This window comes from Aureimonas ureilytica DSM 18598 = NBRC 106430 (assembly GCF_000382705.1).
GTDB classification, from domain to species: Bacteria; Pseudomonadota; Alphaproteobacteria; order Rhizobiales; family Rhizobiaceae; genus Aureimonas; species Aureimonas ureilytica.
In genome coordinates this window covers 65,762-81,284 of the sequence record NZ_ARQE01000011.1, presented here as the reverse complement: position 1 = coordinate 81,284, position 15,523 = coordinate 65,762, and the positions used below count along the sequence as shown (strand labels likewise).

Sequence of the window (15,523 nt, the reverse complement as noted above, 5' to 3'; positions counted from 1 at the left end):
CCTCGCCTTGTCGCCCCGGCCGCGCCGGCTCGCAAGTCGCCCGAAACCATCCGCCGCGCTCGACCACAGCACTGTGGCGCGGGCAGGGCCGCCGGGCCGCCGTCGCCTCTGCCGCACTTTTTGAAAAGAAAAAAGGCCCGCGCGGGGGCGCGGACCTCTTTCGAGACGGGAAGGAGATCGGGTTCTAACGGCTCATGCGCTCGAAGCCGCTGTCGCCGAGATCCAGCGCGAAGCCGGCCTTGGAGGCCCCGCTGCCCGGGCGCGCCGCGAAATCCGCCGCCTGCGCCTGAAGCGAGTGGACAGGATTGTCGCCGCCCTCCGCGAAGAGATCGTCGTCCGCCACCGCCGCGACCGGCGGCTTCGCGCGGACCGGCTTGGACAGGACCGCCGCGACCGGCTTGGCGGAGGTGGACTTGGCGGAGGCCGGCTTGGAAGGGGCGGATTTGGAGGATGCGGACTGGGTGGGGGCCTCGCCCCGCCGCGCCTCTTCGCGCTCCCGCTGCCGGTTCGCCGCTTCGATTTCGGCGGCTTCCGCCTGGAGAAGATGCTCGCGCTCGGCATCCGTCATGCGGAAATAGCCCGCGCGCTCTTCCAGCCGCCCGGCCTCCGCCGCGAGCTGTTCGGCGGTGGCCGTCATCTCGCCGGCCGCGCCGGCATTGGCCTGCGTCACCTGATCCAATTGCTGAATGGCTTGGTTGATCTGCTCGACGCCGATCGACTGCTCGCGGCACGCCGCCGAGATTTCGGAAACGAGTTCCGCCGTCTTTCGGATATCGGGCACCAGACGCTCCAGACGCGAGCCCGCTTCCTCGGCGACCACCAGCGTCTTGGTCGAGAGATCGCTGATTTCGCTGGAGGCCGCCTGGGAGCGCTCGGCGAGCTTGCGCACTTCCGACGCGACGACCGCGAAGCCCTTGCCATGCTGGCCGGCACGGGCCGCTTCGATGGCGGCGTTCAGGGCGAGCAGGTCGGTCTGGCGGGCGATCTCCTGCACGACCGCGATCTTTTCGGCGATCTCGCGCATCGCCTTGGTGGACTGCGCCACGGCCTCGCCGGTCGTGCCGGCGTACTCGGAGGCCTGGGCGGCGATCTTCTCCGTGGTCGAGGCATTGTCGGCGTTCTGGCGGATATTGGCCGACATTTCCTCGATCGCGGCGGAGGCCTGCTCCGATGCCGCCGCCTGCTCCGTCGAGCCCGACGACAGGCGCTCTGCGGTCTCGGCCGAGCGAGCCGAACCGGCGGCGACCAGCGAGGAGGAGGAGCGCACGCCCGAGACGATCTCGGAGAGTTTCACGGTCATGTCGCCCATCGCCCGCTGCAACTCGGCGATCTCGTCGCTTCCCTTGGCCTCGACATGCTGCGTCAGGTCGCCCGAGCCGATCTGGCGGGCCAGCGCCACGGCGCGGCGCAGGGGGCGGACGATGGTGAACTGGCTGATCAGCGCCACGGCCACGAGAATGGCGAAGAACGCGGCGACGAAGCCGAAGACGAGCGTCCGGAGCTGATCCTCGACCGGCGCGGTGATCGTGGCTTCCGGCACGTCGATCACCGCGATCCAGGTCGCATTCAGCGAGGGCATGGGGAAGGGATAGAACATGCGGCGCACGACATGTCCGTCCCGGTCCTCGATCCCGGCGACCGTACGGGGCTTCGTGTCGGCCATCGCGGCGCGCAGCTCGTCCTGGCCCTCCGTCTCGTCATAGGGCTTCGTCCAGAGCTTGGTGTCGGGATGGACGAGCCAGGTGCCGTCGGCGGCCAGAAGCTTCACGCTGCCCGTGCCGAAGGGCTTGATGTCCTTCAGGAAGGCGCTGATCTGGTCGATCCGCATGTCGAGACCGGCGACGCCGATGAACTGGCCGGCGGAAAAGACCGGCTCCACGACGCTGCTCAGGAGCGTGGGCGGATTGACGCTGGAGGAGAGATAGGCCGGGGTCAGCGCGGCCTTCTTGCTGTCGGCCACGAGCTTCCACCAGGTCGCCGTATAGTCCTCGTCGAAGGTCTGGAACTTGATTTCGCTGCCCGTGCCGCGATTCCACCAGGGCGCGAGAATGCCGTTCTTGTTGGCGCCCTGCGCCGCGTTGCTGCGCATGGACTCCTGCTCGCCGTCGAAGGCCTTGGGCGCTTCGAGGAACCAGGAGCCATAGGCGAGCGGATTGGCTTCGAGATTGAGGCGCAGCGTTTCGATCACGTCCTTGCGGGCGATGTCGAGGCGCGCGTGCCGTTCGCCGACATTGGCCGCCGTCAGGCGAGCCGCGCCGTCGAGCTCCAGAACGCCCGTCTTGATGAACTGAGCGGCCCGGCCGGCTTCGCTCGTCATGATCTGATCCGCCGCCGCCGCGGACTGGCGCTCGGTCTGGTAGGCCAAAAGACCCGCCATCGGAACCAGCGCCACGACGAGGCCGAGACCGATCCCGCCGATGATCTTCGCCTTCAGGCCCATTCGCACGCGCTGCAACATGGTCATGCTTTCTTCGTTCGCCTGACCGAGACCATGGATGGGTGAAATTAACGGAGGGTTCGGCGCGGCCCGAGGGCAAGTCCGATCTGGCCGGCTGGTTAGCCGGGCCTTACCGGTCCCGTCACACGCTAACGCTCCAGACATAGACGCGCGATTCGCCGGGCTGAAGGCGCGTGTTGCCGGGCTTGTCGGCGAACTCGCCGTTCCAGCCGAGCGGCGGCGCCGTGCCGGCCCAGGGCTCGATGCACAGGAAGGGCGCGCCCTGCGGCTTCGACCAGACGCCGAGGTCGCGATAGCCTTCCCAGGCGACGCGCAGGGCGGGCGCGGACCCGTCGGCCGCCTCGAAGCGCACCGCGCCTTCGCCGATCCCTCCGAAGACGAGCGCGTCGCCGGCAAACAGCGCCTCCGACAGGAGCAGCCGGTCGCCCTCGACCGGCACCGGGCGCATGCCGGACAGAAAGCCGCCCTCGATCCGGCTCGCCTCGCGCGGCGCGCCCTTCTCGAAGCGGAGCCCATGGTCGGCCTTGGCGACGTCCGGCACGAGCGGCCAGCGAAAGGCGGGATGCGCGCCGACGGCATAGGAGAGATCGCCGGGACCGGGATTGCGCACATGCGTTTCGACGCCGAGCGTTCGGTCCTCGACGCGGAAGAGAAGGTCGAGCTCGAACGCATAGGGGAAGCGGGCGCGCGTCGCCTCGCTGTCGCGAAGGCGCAGATGCGCCACCGTCTCGCTCCGCTCCAGCCATTCGAAGCGGCTGTCGCGGGCAAAGCCGTGCTGCGTCATCGGATAGACCTGCCCGTCCACCTGCAGCGCGTCGCCCGGCAGGCGGCCGACGATCGGAAACAGGACCGGGGCGTGGCGCGGCCATTCCGGGCCGGCCTGCCAGAGAAGCTCCTCGCCTGCCGCATCCTGCAGCGACACGAGCTCCGCCCCTTCCGACTTGATGCGGGCGGAGATGCGGCTCGTGCCGATGCGATGCGTGTCGGACATGGGAAAAGGCTCCGGGGCGGGGGGAGAGGCGAGGTCGGTTCTCTCCCCTTCTAGCCAAAGCCCGGCCCGGCCGCTCGCCCGAATTGAGGCCATGGGCCGCGCCCGCCAGCGCCCCGCAAGCCTCACACGGCGCTCGAGAAGCCCCGCTCGCCCTCGGTGCGAAATCGGTCGAACACGGCCGACACCAGCCGCACGAAGGGCCGGCCCTTCAGCGTCAGCGTCACCGTGTCGTGGCGCATCTCCACCAGTCCCTGGCCGACCAGCGGGCGTAGAAGCGCCAGTTCGTCGGCATAGAGCCGCGCCTGATGGCCGAGATCGACGCGGAAGTCGCACATGAGACGTTCGATGATCGCGGCGCGCTCGCGGTCGTCCTGCCGGAACGCATGGCCGCGCCGGGTGGCGAGCTGCCCCGCCTCGATCCGCGCCCGCCAGGCCTCGATCGCGCTTTCGTTCTGCGCGAAGCCACCGGAGAGGCGCGAGATGGAGGAGGCGCCGAAGCCGATCAGGGTCTGCGAGCCGTCATCCGTATAGCCCTGGAAATTGCGATGCAGGCGCCGGCTGCGCGCGGCGACGGCGAGGGGATCGCAGAACAAGGCGAAATGATCGATGCCGATGCTCTGGTAGCCAACCTCGGTGAACGCGGCCGCGACCGCATCCTGCTGGCGCAAACGCTCGTCGGCGCCGGGCAGGAGCGTTTCGTCGATCAGGCGCTGGTTGGCGCGGCGAGCCGGGAGATGGGCGTAGCCGTAGCAGGCGACGCGGTCCGGCGCGAGGTCGATCACCTCGCGGCAGGTGCGCCGGAGGCTGTCGACGCTCTGCCGGGGCAGGCCGTAGACGAGGTCGAAGTTGAGCCGGGCAATCCCTGCGCGGCGCAGCATGGCGACCGCCGTCCGCACGGTCTCGGCTGGTTGCACCCGGCCGATCGCCTGCTGCACCTGCCTGTCGAGATCCTGGACGCCCAGGCTCGCGCGGTTGAGCCCAAGCGCCGCGAGACCGTCGGCAAAGCCCCGGTCGATGCGCCTCGGGTCGAGTTCCATCGCGTGCTCATGGCCCGGCCGCAGGTCGAAATGGCGCGACAGGACATGCAGCACCGAGCCGAGGCCCGACAGGCCGAGAATGGAGGGCGTGCCGCCGCCCCAACTGATGCGCGACACCGGGAGCCGCCCCGGAAGGCGCGCGGCGACAAGAGCGATCTCCGCTTCCAGCGTCTCGCGGTAGCGCTCCACCACGTCGGCCCGAAGCGCGGCTTTCGCATGGCATCCGCAATAGTGGCAAAGCTCGCGGCAATAGGGGACGTGGAGATAGATCGACACGGGCTCGGCGGGGTCGGCACCGGCAAGCCAGCCTGCGGTCTCGGTCGGGCCGACATCGGCCGAGAAGTCCGCCGCCGTCGGATAGGACGTGTAGCGCGGCACGGTGAGGGCGCCGAGCCTTTGGGCCAGCGTCCCGCTCATGGCCGCGCCCCGTCCGCCGTGCCCGGCCGGCCTTCCGGCTCGATGGCGAGGGCCGACAGGCGGCGGTCCTCCTTCATCTCGAACCACATGGCGTTGAGGATCGCGAAGGCACAGGCGAGGCCGAGGCCGAGAACCCAGGAAAAATACCACATGGGACAGGCTCCTCAGTAGGCGTTGGGGTTGCGGCCGATGGACATGGCCGTCACCGGCCCGCGCATCACGCGATAGACCCAGGTCGTGTAGGCCAGGATGATCGGCAGGAAGACGAGCGTCGCGATCAGCATGACGAAGAGCGTCAGATGGCTGGACGAGGCGTCCCACACGGTGAGGCTGACATTCGGATCGAGATTGGACGGCAGGAGGAAGGGAAAGAGCGACAGGCCGGCGGTGGAAACGATGCCGAACACGGCCGCCGCCGACGCCAGGATCGCCGCCACGCCGCGCTTGCCGAGCGTGAGGAAGGCGAGCGCCGAGCCGAGAAAGCCGAGCGCCGGGGCGATCAGCATCCAGGGGTGGCGGGCGTAGTTGGCCGTCCAGGCCCCTGCTTCCACGGCGACGCTTTTTGCCAGCGGATTGGACGCCGCCGTGCCGACCTGCTGGCTTGTGACGACATAGCCGTCGAGCGCGAAGGCCACCCAGAGCCCGCCGAGCGCGAAGAGCGCGAGCGTGGCGAGCGCGCTCAGACGGCCATAGGCCCTCGCCCGATCGGAGACCGCACCGGGGCAGCGCGCGGCGATGACGCTCGCGGCGAGCGTCACCACCATGGACACCGAGACGAGGCCGCAAAGAAGCGCGAAGGGGCGCAGCAGGCCGAAGAAATTGCCGGCATAATGCGGGCGCAGCGTCGCATCGAGGCCGAAGGGCACGCCGAGCAGCACATTGCCGACCGCGACGCCCATGATCAGCGCCGGCACGAAGCCGCCGACGAAGAGCGCCCCATCCCAGGTCGCGCGCCAGCGCGCGTCCTTCACCTTGCCCCGGAACTTGAAGCCCACGGGCCGCAGGATCAACGCCAGGAGGATCACGATCATCGCGAGGTAGAAGCCCGAGAAGCTCGCCGCATAGAGCGCCGGCCAGGCGGCGAAGATCGCGCCGCCCCCCAGGATCAGCCAGACCTGATTGCCTTCCCAGGTCGGGCCGATGAGGTTGATGAGAATGCGCCGCTCCTCGTCCGAGCGCGCGACGAAGGGCAGGAGCGCGCCGACGCCGAGATCGACGCCGTCCATGATCGCAAAGCCGATGAGAAGCGTGCCGAGAAGCACCCACCAGACCAGCCGAAGCGTTTCGTAGTCGAGGGGAAGTTGGGTCATGGGTTTCCGCTTTCAGCGATGGTCGGGGGATGCGGCGGCGCCCTCGGGCACGAAGCGCGAGCCGCCCGCGCCGTCGATCAGGTCGGCGGTCGCCTTGGGGCCGGCCTTGATCGTCTTCAGCATGAGGAAGACCATGACGATGGCGAGCGCGGTGTAGAGCGTCAGGAAGAAGGCGAGGCTGATCGCGAGATCCGTCAGCGTCAGGCCGGAGGCCGCGTAGAAGGTCGGCAGCACGCCTTCCACCACCCAGGGCTGGCGGCCATATTCGGCGATGAACCAGCCGGCCTCGATGGCGATCCAGGGTGTCGGCAAGGAGAGAAGCGCGATCCAGAGAAGGCCGCGATTGGTGCCGATCCGGTGCTTCGAGGCACGCCAGAAGGCGGTGGCGAAGAAGGCGATGAGATAGAAGCCGATCACCACCATGAGGCGGAAGCCCCAGAAGAGCGGGGCCACGCCCGGCACCGTGTCGAAGGCGGCCTGCGTGATCTCCTCAGGCGTCGCGTTCACGACATCCTCGCGGTAGCGCTTCAGAAGCAGCGCGTAGCCGAGGTCCTTCCAGGTGGCCGCGAAGGTCTCGCGCGCCTTGGCGTCGGCCGGGTCGGCGCGCACGGCTTCCATCGCCGCATAGGCGATCTGGCCGTTGCGGATGCGCTGGCCGGCCGTCTGCACGAGGTCGAGAATGCCGGGAATTTCACCCGAGATGGAGCGCGTGGCGATGAGGCCGAGCGCATAGGGCACCTGCACCTCGAAGGAGTTTTCCTTGTCGCCGGGAATGGCGAAGAGATTGAAGCCGGCCGGCGCGGGCTCGGTGTGCCACATGGCCTCCATGGCCGCGAGCTTCATCTTCTGATGCTCGGTCGCGGTGTAGCCGCTCTCGTCGCCGAGCACGACGACCGACAGGGCCGAGGCGAGGCCGAAGCTCGCCGCCACCGCGATCGAGCGCTTGGCGAGATCGACATGCCGGCCGCGCAGGAGAAACCAAGCGCTGATGCTGATCACGAACATCGCGCCCGTGACATAGCCGGCCGACACGGTGTGGACGAACTTCGCCTGCGCCACCGGATTGAACACCACGGCCATGAAGTCCGTGATCTCCATGCGCATCGTCTCGGGATTGAAGGTCGAGCCGACCGGATTCTGCATCCAGCCATTGGCGATCAGGATCCAGAGCGCTGAGAAATTGGCCCCGAGCGCCGTCAGCCAGGTGACGGCGAGATGCCCGACGCGGCTCAAGCGGTCCCAGCCGAAGAAGAAGAGGCCGATGAAGGTCGCTTCCAGGAAGAAGGCCATGAGGCCCTCGATCGCCAGCGGCGCGCCGAACACGTCGCCGACATAATGGCTGTAATAGCTCCAGTTCATGCCGAACTGGAATTCCATGACGATGCCGGTGGCGACGCCCATGGCGAAGTTGATGCCGAACAGGGTGCCCCAGAACAGCGTCATGCGGCGCCAGACCTCGCGGCCGGTCATCACATAGACGCTTTCCATGATGGCCATCAGAACCGACAGGCCGATCGTCAGGGGTACGAAAAGGAAATGGTACATCGCCGTCGCCGCGAACTGGAGTCGCGACAGGTCGACGACCGTCATGTCGATCATGGGTCTGCCCGCCTTTGGAAAGTGCCGGAACGGCCCGGCTGCGACGAGGCCTAGACCCGTCGCGCGTGGCGCGCCTTGATTTGAATCAATGCCGCCGTGCCGCCGCCGGCCTACGCCTTCGCCCGCAATCGAAAGCGGAGCGAGCCATGAAGGCGGACACGGAAAAGGCGCGGGACATCGCCCGTCGCGAAGGGCGATGGATGAGCGGCCTGCGCCGCCATGGCGGCGCGCCGCTCGCAGGGGCGCTCGCGCTGCCGCTCGTCTCGGGCGGGCTTCTCGTCTGGCAGGCTTCGATCCTCGCCGGGCTTCTCGGGACGGCGGCGACGGGCGAGCTTCGCTCGGGCGAAGCGTTCGGCCCGCTTGCCGGGCTCGCCGCGCTGTTCGCCGCCCGCGCGGCGCTTGCCTATGGCGCGGAGCGGGCCGGGGCGGCCGGCGCCGAGCGCATCAAGGCGCGCCTGCGTCTTGCCCTGTTCGACGCGCTCGCCGCCCGCCAGCCGGATTGGGCGGCGTCCCGCGCCTCGGGCGCGCTCGCCTCGGCTCTTCTGGAACAGGTCGAGGCGCTGGACGGGTTCTTCGCGCGTTTCCTGCCGGCGATGATCGCGGCGACGCTTCTGCCGCTCGCCTTCGCGGCGCTCGTCTTTCCGGTGGACTGGGTGGTCGGCCTTCTGTTTCTCGCCACCGCCCCGCTGATCCCGCTCTTCATGGCGCTGGTCGGCTGGGGCGCGCAGGCGGCGGGCGAGGCGCAGGCCGATGCGCTCTCGCGCCTATCGGCGTTTTTCGGGGATCGGCTGCGCGGCCTCTCGACCCTCGTCCTGTTCGGCCGGGCCGAGGCGGAGGCCGAGCGGATGGCGGAAGCGAGCGAGGATTGGCGTCGGCGCACCCTGCGGGTCCTGCGCATCGCCTTCCTCTCCTCGGCGGTCCTGGAATTCTTCGCCGCGCTCGGGGTCGCCGGCGTCGCGCTTTATGTCGGCCTGTCCTTTCTCGGCTTCGTCGATCTTCGCGTCTCGCCTTTCACGCTGGAAGCGGGCCTCTTCTGCCTCCTGATGGCGCCGGAGGTCTATCAGCCGCTCCGCCAGCTCGCCGCCCATTACCATGACCGGGCCGGCGCGAAGGCGGCTGTGGCCGAGATCGCCCGGCAGTTCGAGACCCTGCCCGTGGTCACGTCGTCGCCGGGCGTCGCGTCCTCGCGCCCGCTTCTTGCGTTCCCCAAGCCGGCGGGGATCGAGGTCTCCAGCCTGACGCTGCGCACGCCGGATGGCGCGCGCACGATCCTGAACGGCGCGGACCTCCTGATCGCGCCGGGCCGCCATGTGGCGCTGCTCGGCGAAAGCGGCTGCGGCAAGTCTTCGCTTCTGGAGGCGCTGGCCGGGCTTCGCGCGGCGGATGGCACGATCCGCCTCGGCGGTCATGCGCTGGATCGCATCGACGAGGCGCAGCTGCGCGAGGCCGTCGCGCTCCTGCCGCAGCGCCCGCATCTCTTCGCCGGCACCATCGCCGAGAATATTCGCCTGGCCGATCCGCTCGCCTCCGACGAGGCGGTCGCGCAAGCGGCCGAGCGCGCCCGCGTTCTCGACGTCGCGCTGGGCCTGCCGGACGGGCTCGCCTCGCGCATCGGCGAGGGCGGCTTCGGCCTGTCGGGCGGCGAGCGGCATCGCGTGGCGCTGGCCCGGCTCTACCTCCGCCGCCCGGCCATCCTGCTCTTGGACGAGCCGACGGCGCATCTCGATCCGCAGACGGAAGCCGAGGTTCTCTACGACATCCTGCGCTTTGTCCGAAGCGAGGGCCGCACGCTTCTCGTCGCCACCCATTCCGCCGCCGTCGCCGCGCGCATGGACCTGACCCTGCGCATCGAGAACGGCCGGTTGATCCCGGCCGGCGGCCCGCTCCACCCCCGTCTTGCCGCCAGAAGGGAGGACGCCGCATGAAGGCGATCCGGCGTTTTGCGCCCCTGTTTCTCGCGCGCAGAAGCCAGTTCCTCGCGGCGCTTCTCCTGTCGCTCGCGACGCTTCTCGCCGGCGCGGCGCTTCTGGCGCTGTCGGGCTGGTTTCTCACCGCCGCGTTCCTGACGACGGCCGCCCTCGGCTTCAACCTTTTCGGCCCGTCCTCGGCGGTGCGGGGCCTGTCGCTCCTGCGCATCCTCTCGCGCTATGGCGAGAAGCTCGTGGGGCACGACGCGACGCTGCGCGTTCTCTCCGATATTCGCGCCCATGTGTTCCGCGAGGCCATGCCGCGCTTCGCGGCGCTGCGGCGGGACCTCACGCGTGGCGATCTCGTGCAGCGTCTGACGGGCGACGTGGAAGCGCTGGACGTCGTATTCCTCTTGGCGGTCGGGCCGATGGTGACGGGCCTTTGCGCGGGCGGGCTGACCTTCGCCGTGCTCCTCTTCACCCTGCCGGGCGCGGCGCCCTCCTATGGCGCGGCCTTTCTGGCGGCGACGGTTCTCGTGCCGCTGGCGCTCGCCCGCGCCGCGCGCGCGCCGGGCGCGGCCACCATCGCCGCCGCCGCGCGGCTGCGGGAGGCGGCGCTGGATACGATCGAAGGGCAGGCGGACCTTCGTCTCTTCGCCGCCATGGGCGCGGCCCGCCAGAGATTTGCGGAGCGCGCCGACGCCCTCGGTCGGGCGCGACGGGCGCTTGCCGCGCGCAGCGCGCTCGCGACCGCCGCAATCCACACCCTCAGTGGCGCGGCGCTGATCGGCACGCTCCTTCCCGGCCTAGCCGCGCTGCAACGCGGCGCCATCGGCGCGCCGCTCCTCGTCGGACTGACGCTCGCCGTTCTCGGCAGTTTCGAGGCCGTGGCAGGCACGGTGCGCAGCGTCGCGCGGCTCGGCGCCTCCGTGGCGGCGGCGGAGCGGCTGGACGCCCTGTCGCGTCTGTCGCCCGGCGCGCCGGAGCCCGTCGCCCCGGTGCCGCTGCCCGAGGCCGGCGCTCTCAGCCTTCGCGGCGTCCGGTTCGGCCATCGCGCGGAACGCCCGATCCTCGCCGGCCTCGATCTCGATCTCCACCTTGGCGAGCGGATCGCGATCGAGGGGCCGAGCGGTTGCGGCAAGTCCACGCTCCTGTCGCTCCTCGTGCGGCTGGAGGTGCCGACGGCCGGACGGATCGCGATCGGCGGGCAGGCGATCGAGCGGGTCGCGAGCGCCGAGCTTCGCCGCCGGGTGATGCTTCTGGAACAGGACGCGCCGGTGTTTCTGGGAACCGTTGCCGACAATCTGCGGATCGGCCGGCCGGACGCCGACGAGGACGCCCTTTGGGAGGCGCTCGACCGCGCCAGGCTCGCCGACTTCGTCGCCTCGCTGCCGGCCGGTCTGGAAACCTGGCTTGGGGAGGGCGGGCGTACGCTCTCGGTGGGGCAGGCGCGGCGTCTCGTTCTGGCGCGCGCGCTTCTCTCGCCGGCCGCGATCCTCCTTCTGGACGAGCCGACGAGCGGGCTCGACCCGGAAACGGAAAGCGCCTTCTTTCGCGATCTGCCGAAGGCGCTTGCCGGACGTAGCGTCCTTCTCGCCACCCATGCGCGCCTTCCGGCCGGGGTCGTGGACCGCGTGTTGCGGCTGGACCAGGGCCGTCTGACGCCGCTCTAGCGCAGCGTTCCCGCCACGGCTTCGAGGCTCGGTCGGTCGATAATATCAACGAGATGCGCGTCGGGCAGGCGGATCAGACCACTGTTGCGCAGCTTGGTGAAGGAGCGCGACACGGTTTCCACGGTCAGGCCGAGATAGTCGGCAATGTCGGTGCGCGTCATGGCGAGCGGGATCGGGTTGTCCGGCAGCCTGTGCTCTTCCAGCCGGCGCGACAGGGCCAGCAGAAAGGCGGCGAGCTTTTCGACGGGCGCGAGCCGGCCGAGAATGAGCTGGTTCTCGCGCGCCTGCCGCAGGGCGGCGCGGGTGAAGCGGAACAGGCGGTCCTTGAGCTTGGGATGGCTGTCCACGAGCGCTTCCATCTCCCGCACCGGGAAGGAGCAGAGCGCCGACGGGGTGACGGCCTCGACCGTTGCGGAATAGGTCTCGTCGTCGGCAAGCCCGAGATAATCGCCCGGCAGGAGAAAGCCGGTGATCTGGCGTCGCCCGTCCGGCAGGGCGATCGACAGGCGCAGCATGCCGTCGGTCAGGCTGTAGACGCGCCGGCGCGGCTCGCCTTCCTCCACCAGGACCTCGTCGGCCTGGAGGCGGCGGCCGGTCATGATGCGCTCCAGCGCACCGATCTCGTCCTCTTCCATCGCGGCGCAGACCGCCATGGTGCGCACGCCGCAATCCGCGCAGGCGCCGCAGGCGGCACGATGGGAACGGGGCGCCGGATGGCGCGAAGCGGACAGAGCGGGAGCGGACACGCGGGATCGGTCTCTCGAGAAATCGATCAGGAAGGCTTTCCTTCACGATGCCCTAGACGTGCGTCGGTTCCGGCGCGGGGTCAACCCGCGCCGGAACCGGTGCTGCCATGCGATGCGGGTCTGGCTCAATCGTCCTCGACGAAGACCTCCTTGCGCTTGGCGCGGATGGAGGGGAGGAGCGCGACGATCACGGCGGCAAGGCCCAGCGCCAGCAGCGTCGCCGGCTTGCAGCCGAGGCGGATCAGGAGATAGCCGAGGAGGCCGAACACGCCGATCGTGGAGATGTCGAACGGCTTGTTGTTGATCGAGTAGCAGCCGATCGCCGCAACGAGGGCGATGGCGAGGAAGACGCCGGCGGCGAAGAGACTTCCGCGGGAACGGAAGGCGGCGCTTCGCCCGATGGCGGTGACAGACCGTAGTCACCACGGACCTTCTGCAGTCGCGCGTCCCAGAAGGGGGTCTCATGGGCGCGAAACGTTCAACTGCGTTTTGAGATCGAAGATCGCTCGCGATCGAAGTCGGCGTGTCGGAGGGGAAAAAAGGGGGGGGGCAGTCACGCCATCGTGATCTCGACGTTTATCCCAGATCCGCAGTGACCGCCGCGCTCAAACCTGCCTTGCGATTTGGAGACGGTGGGGGCTGGTCCCAATGCGCTGGCGATCCCTCGGCTTTTCGATGCGATCGTTCGCCTCGGAAGGGTTGAGGCCAGCCGCGACCGGACCCCGACGTAGCCGGAACACGACTGCGGTTGTTCGCCCGGGAGGAGGACGCCAGAGCCCCAAAAAGCAAAACCCTGCGGCTCGGGTGAGCGCAGGGTCCGCAAGCAGCGGGGATCTTTCGATCGACCCGCTTGGATCGCTCCCCTCCTGCCGCCAGTACATCCGTGGTCGGCGGGAGGGATGCGAGAATTGTTGTGACAGGTCGGGCTTGCCCGAACCTGGGGCCAGTCTCAGAGAGCCTTGAGGCTGTCTGCCGACATCTTGCCGGTGCGACGGTCCGCGACCAGCTCGAAGCTGATCTTCTGGCCGTCCTGGAGCGTCTGCAGACCAGCGCGCTGCACGGCGCTGATATGGACGAACGCGTCCTGACCACCATTGTCCGGAGCGATGAAGCCGTAGCCCTTGTCCGTATTAAACCACTTAACGGTTCCCGTAGCCATGGGACACCTTTCTATATAGTCTTGTGCCTTCGAGGCGCAAGGAGTGCGCCCCGTTGTGATCGAAGTCTGCGAAGAAGTGGGTTGATCTTGCGCTGGGCCGCAGCGCGGGGACAAACTTTCCGGCCATCGTTCGATGGGAATACTATGAGGACCACTCCCCTGTTTTTCAAGCGGGTGATTCAGATAATTTTATGTCGCGCGAAAGCCCACGCGCTGCCGCTCCCCGAGCTTGGAACAGTTCCAGAGACGAGCGACGGCGCGTTGCTTGCGTAACCTGAGCCGGCGGAACCGATGGGTTCCTCACCCAGATCTGTGGCATGGGGAACACAGGGGGAACGATGTCGGGTTTTGGCCATCGTTCCTAACCACTCCTAAACCGAATCGGCCGAATTTCTGTCCTGCCAGCTAGGAATGGAACACCATGCTTCTCGATCGCGTGATGACCTTTGTCGTCGATATGACCGCCCTCGCCCTGACGGCCGCCGGGATCTTCGCCGCCGCGTGTCTGGCGTTCCCGCCGCTACCGCAATACATCCTGCGCATGGTCGGGTGAGACGTCCCGCGCGAGCTCATCGAGCCGCGCACCTTTGCTAACGGTGCTCGGGAGGCGGGGTTCCGCCTCCTTCGCGTTTTTTCTCGGCTGCTTCGCCTGTTCGGCCTCGTCAGGCCTTCGGCGAAGCGTCAGGACGGATGCGCCTCGGTTTCGGCTTCCGCCTCGCTCCGGTCTCCGGTCAGCGTCTCGGCGATGCGGCGTTCCTCGGCGTCGCCGAGCGGCACGGGGCGGCCGGTGTCGTCGGGAAGGCCGGCGGCGGTCTGCGCGATACCGGTGTCCAGGGGCCTTGCGTTCGCTCCCGTCGACAGCGCGTCGCGCTCTGTTTCATGGCTCATGATGGCGCCTCGTTTCCATGTCTCTCCGGCGTCAACGCGCGGGAGCGGAAAAGGTGTCCGGCGTCAGGCGCCCCGCGCCTTCCAGCGCGGGTAGAGCATTCCGATCACGAGGCCGCTCATGACCAGAAGCGCGGCGCCGATCTTCCAGAAGGGCAGCGATTCGCCGAGGAGGAGGGCGGACGCGCCCATGCCGAACAGGGGCACGAGCAGGGCGAGCGGCGTCACCAGCGCGGCCGGGTGCCGCGACAGGAGCCAGCCCCAGGCGGCATAGCCGAAAAGCGTGTTGCCGACCGTCTGCCAGAGAACGGCGGCCCAGGTGACCGCATCCGCCGCCGCCAGCCCCTCGCGAATGGCGGGCCAGCCTTCCACCAGGAAGGACAGGGCGAAGAGCGGCGGCGCCGAGAAGAGGCTCGCCCAGATCACATAGGGAAGCATGTTGATCGCGCCGCTCGCCCGCGCGACGATATTGCCCCCGGCCCAGCACATGGCCGCCAGAACGACGAGCCCGAGGCCGAGCGGCGTCGTGGAGCCGTCCGTATGGGTGAGGATCACCCCGAGGCCGGCGATGCCGAGCAAGAGCGCGACGCCCTGATACGGCCGCACACGCTCGCCCGACAGCCACATGGACAGGCCGATCGTGAAGAAGACCTGCGACTGGACCACCAGCGAGGCGAGGCCCGGCGAAATCTCGCTGCGCATGGCCACGAAGAGAAGACCGAACTGCCCGGCCCCGATCAGGACGCCATAGGCCGCGAGATGAAGCCAGGGCACGCGGGGGCGCGGCAGAAGGAAGACGCCGGGGAGAGCGGCGAAGAAGAAGCGCAGCGCGGCGAAGAGGAGCGGGGGCAGGTGCTCCAGCCCGACATGGATCACCACGAAATTGGTGCCCCAGACGGCGACCACCGCAAGGCCGAGAAGAAAATGCCGAAGCGGAAGGAGGGGCGTGTCCATGGCCGGCCTTTCGGAGCGTCCTCAAAAGCCGCGCGGGGCTCAGCGATACGCTCTAGGCCTTTCCCCCTCCCTTGAACAGGCTCGGGGCAAGGGGCGCGGAACGCCCCTCGCGGTGACTGGATGCGTCAGGCAGCCGGACGGCGACGGACATAGCCGGCCGACACGGTGCGGCTCAGTTCGATCTCCAGCTCGCGCTGGCGCAGGACGAGATTGCGCAGCGCCTGAAGCGTGTCGCCATCGACTTCGGCAAGGGCCAATTCGACGGTGCGGTCGAGGTCGTCCTGGGTCTGGAGGGCGGTTTGCGCCATGGCTCGATCTCCGATTCTGATGGAGCGAGCATCGCATGGGGAGCGTTTGCGCGGACTTGCGTCCGGCTGGATTTCCCCG

The 15,523-nt window shown here is 68.8% G+C and carries 15 protein-coding genes; 3 read left to right on the top strand and 12 right to left on the bottom strand.

Annotated features, from left to right (window positions below):
* Positions 1-184: 184 nt before the first annotated feature.
* From B146_RS27970 to B146_RS0119975, 6 genes are all read right to left on the bottom strand, one after another.
* Positions 185-2,464: a methyl-accepting chemotaxis protein gene (locus tag B146_RS27970; protein ID WP_019998262.1), complete on the bottom strand. Its 2,280-nt coding sequence runs from the start codon at positions 2,462-2,464 to the stop codon at positions 185-187.
* 115 nt (positions 2,465-2,579) lie between these two features.
* Positions 2,580-3,449, bottom strand: coding sequence for an aldose 1-epimerase family protein (locus tag B146_RS0119995; RefSeq protein WP_019998261.1), 870 nt, complete (start codon positions 3,447-3,449; stop codon positions 2,580-2,582).
* A 122-nt stretch (positions 3,450-3,571) separates the two neighbouring features.
* Positions 3,572-4,903 carry an oxygen-independent coproporphyrinogen III oxidase gene (gene hemN / locus B146_RS0119990; RefSeq protein WP_019998260.1) on the bottom strand — a complete coding sequence of 444 codons (1,332 nt, stop codon included), beginning with the start codon at positions 4,901-4,903 and terminating at the stop codon, positions 3,572-3,574.
* Positions 4,900-5,055 carry a cytochrome bd-I oxidase subunit CydX gene (gene cydX, locus B146_RS0119985; protein WP_019998259.1) on the bottom strand — a complete coding sequence of 52 codons (156 nt, stop codon included), beginning with the start codon at positions 5,053-5,055 and terminating at the stop codon, positions 4,900-4,902. The genes hemN and cydX overlap by 4 nt, the downstream gene beginning before the upstream one ends.
* A gap of 12 nt (positions 5,056-5,067) precedes the next feature.
* Positions 5,068-6,213, bottom strand: coding sequence for a cytochrome d ubiquinol oxidase subunit II (gene cydB, locus B146_RS0119980; protein ID WP_019998258.1), 1,146 nt, complete (start codon positions 6,211-6,213; stop codon positions 5,068-5,070).
* Positions 6,214-6,225: 12 nt separating this feature from the next.
* Positions 6,226-7,812, bottom strand: coding sequence for a cytochrome ubiquinol oxidase subunit I (locus B146_RS0119975; RefSeq protein WP_019998257.1), 1,587 nt, complete (start codon positions 7,810-7,812; stop codon positions 6,226-6,228).
* 146 nt (positions 7,813-7,958) lie between these two features.
* On the opposite strand from B146_RS0119975, the gene cydD reads away from it, so the two are divergent.
* Both cydD and cydC read left to right on the top strand, forming a co-directional pair.
* Positions 7,959-9,737, top strand: coding sequence for a thiol reductant ABC exporter subunit CydD (cydD, locus tag B146_RS0119970; protein WP_019998256.1), 1,779 nt, complete (start codon positions 7,959-7,961; stop codon positions 9,735-9,737).
* Positions 9,734-11,392 carry a thiol reductant ABC exporter subunit CydC gene (gene cydC, locus B146_RS0119965; RefSeq protein ID WP_019998255.1) on the top strand — a complete coding sequence of 553 codons (1,659 nt, stop codon included), beginning with the start codon at positions 9,734-9,736 and terminating at the stop codon, positions 11,390-11,392. Before cydD ends, cydC begins: the two co-directional genes overlap by 4 nt.
* Here cydC and B146_RS0119960 read toward each other — a convergent pair.
* The 3 genes from B146_RS0119960 to B146_RS0119950 all read right to left on the bottom strand — a co-directional run bounded on the left by B146_RS0119960 (position 11,389) and on the right by B146_RS0119950 (position 13,297).
* On the bottom strand, positions 11,389-12,045 hold the full coding sequence (locus B146_RS0119960; RefSeq protein ID WP_155897615.1) for a Crp/Fnr family transcriptional regulator: 657 nt from the start codon (positions 12,043-12,045) through the stop codon (positions 11,389-11,391). The genes cydC and B146_RS0119960 overlap by 4 nt on opposite strands.
* Positions 12,046-12,263: 218 nt before the next feature.
* A complete protein-coding gene (locus B146_RS29955) occupies positions 12,264-12,407 on the bottom strand; it encodes a hypothetical protein (protein WP_019998253.1) in 144 nt (47 codons plus the stop codon).
* A 680-nt stretch (positions 12,408-13,087) separates the two neighbouring features.
* The gene (locus B146_RS0119950) at positions 13,088-13,297 is read right to left on the bottom strand and encodes a cold-shock protein (RefSeq protein ID WP_019998252.1); all 210 of its coding nucleotides are present in this window, start codon (positions 13,295-13,297) and stop codon (positions 13,088-13,090) included.
* Positions 13,298-13,718: 421 nt separating this feature from the next.
* On the opposite strand from B146_RS0119950, the gene B146_RS30130 reads away from it, so the two are divergent.
* Positions 13,719-13,850, top strand: a complete 132-nt coding sequence (locus B146_RS30130; protein ID WP_019998251.1) for a hypothetical protein — start codon at positions 13,719-13,721, stop codon at positions 13,848-13,850.
* A 128-nt stretch (positions 13,851-13,978) separates the two neighbouring features.
* Here B146_RS30130 and B146_RS0119940 read toward each other — a convergent pair whose 3' ends face one another.
* The 3 genes from B146_RS0119940 to B146_RS0119930 form a co-directional block, all read right to left on the bottom strand.
* On the bottom strand, positions 13,979-14,185 hold the full coding sequence (locus B146_RS0119940) for a hypothetical protein (RefSeq protein WP_019998250.1): 207 nt from the start codon (positions 14,183-14,185) through the stop codon (positions 13,979-13,981).
* A 63-nt stretch (positions 14,186-14,248) separates the two neighbouring features.
* The gene (locus tag B146_RS0119935; RefSeq protein WP_019998249.1) at positions 14,249-15,136 is read right to left on the bottom strand and encodes an EamA family transporter; all 888 of its coding nucleotides are present in this window, start codon (positions 15,134-15,136) and stop codon (positions 14,249-14,251) included.
* Between the two features lie 125 nt (positions 15,137-15,261).
* The gene (locus tag B146_RS0119930; protein WP_019998248.1) at positions 15,262-15,444 is read right to left on the bottom strand and encodes a hypothetical protein; all 183 of its coding nucleotides are present in this window, start codon (positions 15,442-15,444) and stop codon (positions 15,262-15,264) included.
* Between the last annotated feature and the right edge of the window lie 79 nt (positions 15,445-15,523).

What these genes read in the sequence shown, in the direction of transcription:
- B146_RS27970 (WP_019998262.1), bottom strand. Translation starts at nt 2,464, where the DNA reads ATGACCATGTTGCAGCGCGTGCGAATGGGCCTGAAGGCGAAGATCATC.
- B146_RS0119995 (WP_019998261.1), bottom strand. Translation starts at nt 3,449, where the DNA reads ATGTCCGACACGCATCGCATCGGCACGAGCCGCATCTCCGCCCGCATC.
- hemN (WP_019998260.1), bottom strand. Translation starts at nt 4,903, where the DNA reads ATGAGCGGGACGCTGGCCCAAAGGCTCGGCGCCCTCACCGTGCCGCGC.
- cydX (WP_019998259.1), bottom strand. Translation starts at nt 5,055, where the DNA reads ATGTGGTATTTTTCCTGGGTTCTCGGCCTCGGCCTCGCCTGTGCCTTC.
- cydB (WP_019998258.1), bottom strand. Translation starts at nt 6,213, where the DNA reads ATGACCCAACTTCCCCTCGACTACGAAACGCTTCGGCTGGTCTGGTGG.
- B146_RS0119975 (WP_019998257.1), bottom strand. Translation starts at nt 7,812, where the DNA reads ATGATCGACATGACGGTCGTCGACCTGTCGCGACTCCAGTTCGCGGCG.
- cydD (WP_019998256.1), top strand. Translation starts at nt 7,959, where the DNA reads ATGAAGGCGGACACGGAAAAGGCGCGGGACATCGCCCGTCGCGAAGGG.
- cydC (WP_019998255.1), top strand. Translation starts at nt 9,734, where the DNA reads ATGAAGGCGATCCGGCGTTTTGCGCCCCTGTTTCTCGCGCGCAGAAGC.
- B146_RS0119960 (WP_155897615.1), bottom strand. Translation starts at nt 12,045, where the DNA reads ATGGCGGTCTGCGCCGCGATGGAAGAGGACGAGATCGGTGCGCTGGAG.
- B146_RS0119950 (WP_019998252.1), bottom strand. Translation starts at nt 13,297, where the DNA reads ATGGCTACGGGAACCGTTAAGTGGTTTAATACGGACAAGGGCTACGGC.
- B146_RS30130 (WP_019998251.1), top strand. Translation starts at nt 13,719, where the DNA reads ATGCTTCTCGATCGCGTGATGACCTTTGTCGTCGATATGACCGCCCTC.
- B146_RS0119940 (WP_019998250.1), bottom strand. Translation starts at nt 14,185, where the DNA reads ATGAGCCATGAAACAGAGCGCGACGCGCTGTCGACGGGAGCGAACGCA.
- B146_RS0119935 (WP_019998249.1), bottom strand. Translation starts at nt 15,136, where the DNA reads ATGGACACGCCCCTCCTTCCGCTTCGGCATTTTCTTCTCGGCCTTGCG.
- B146_RS0119930 (WP_019998248.1), bottom strand. Translation starts at nt 15,444, where the DNA reads ATGGCGCAAACCGCCCTCCAGACCCAGGACGACCTCGACCGCACCGTC.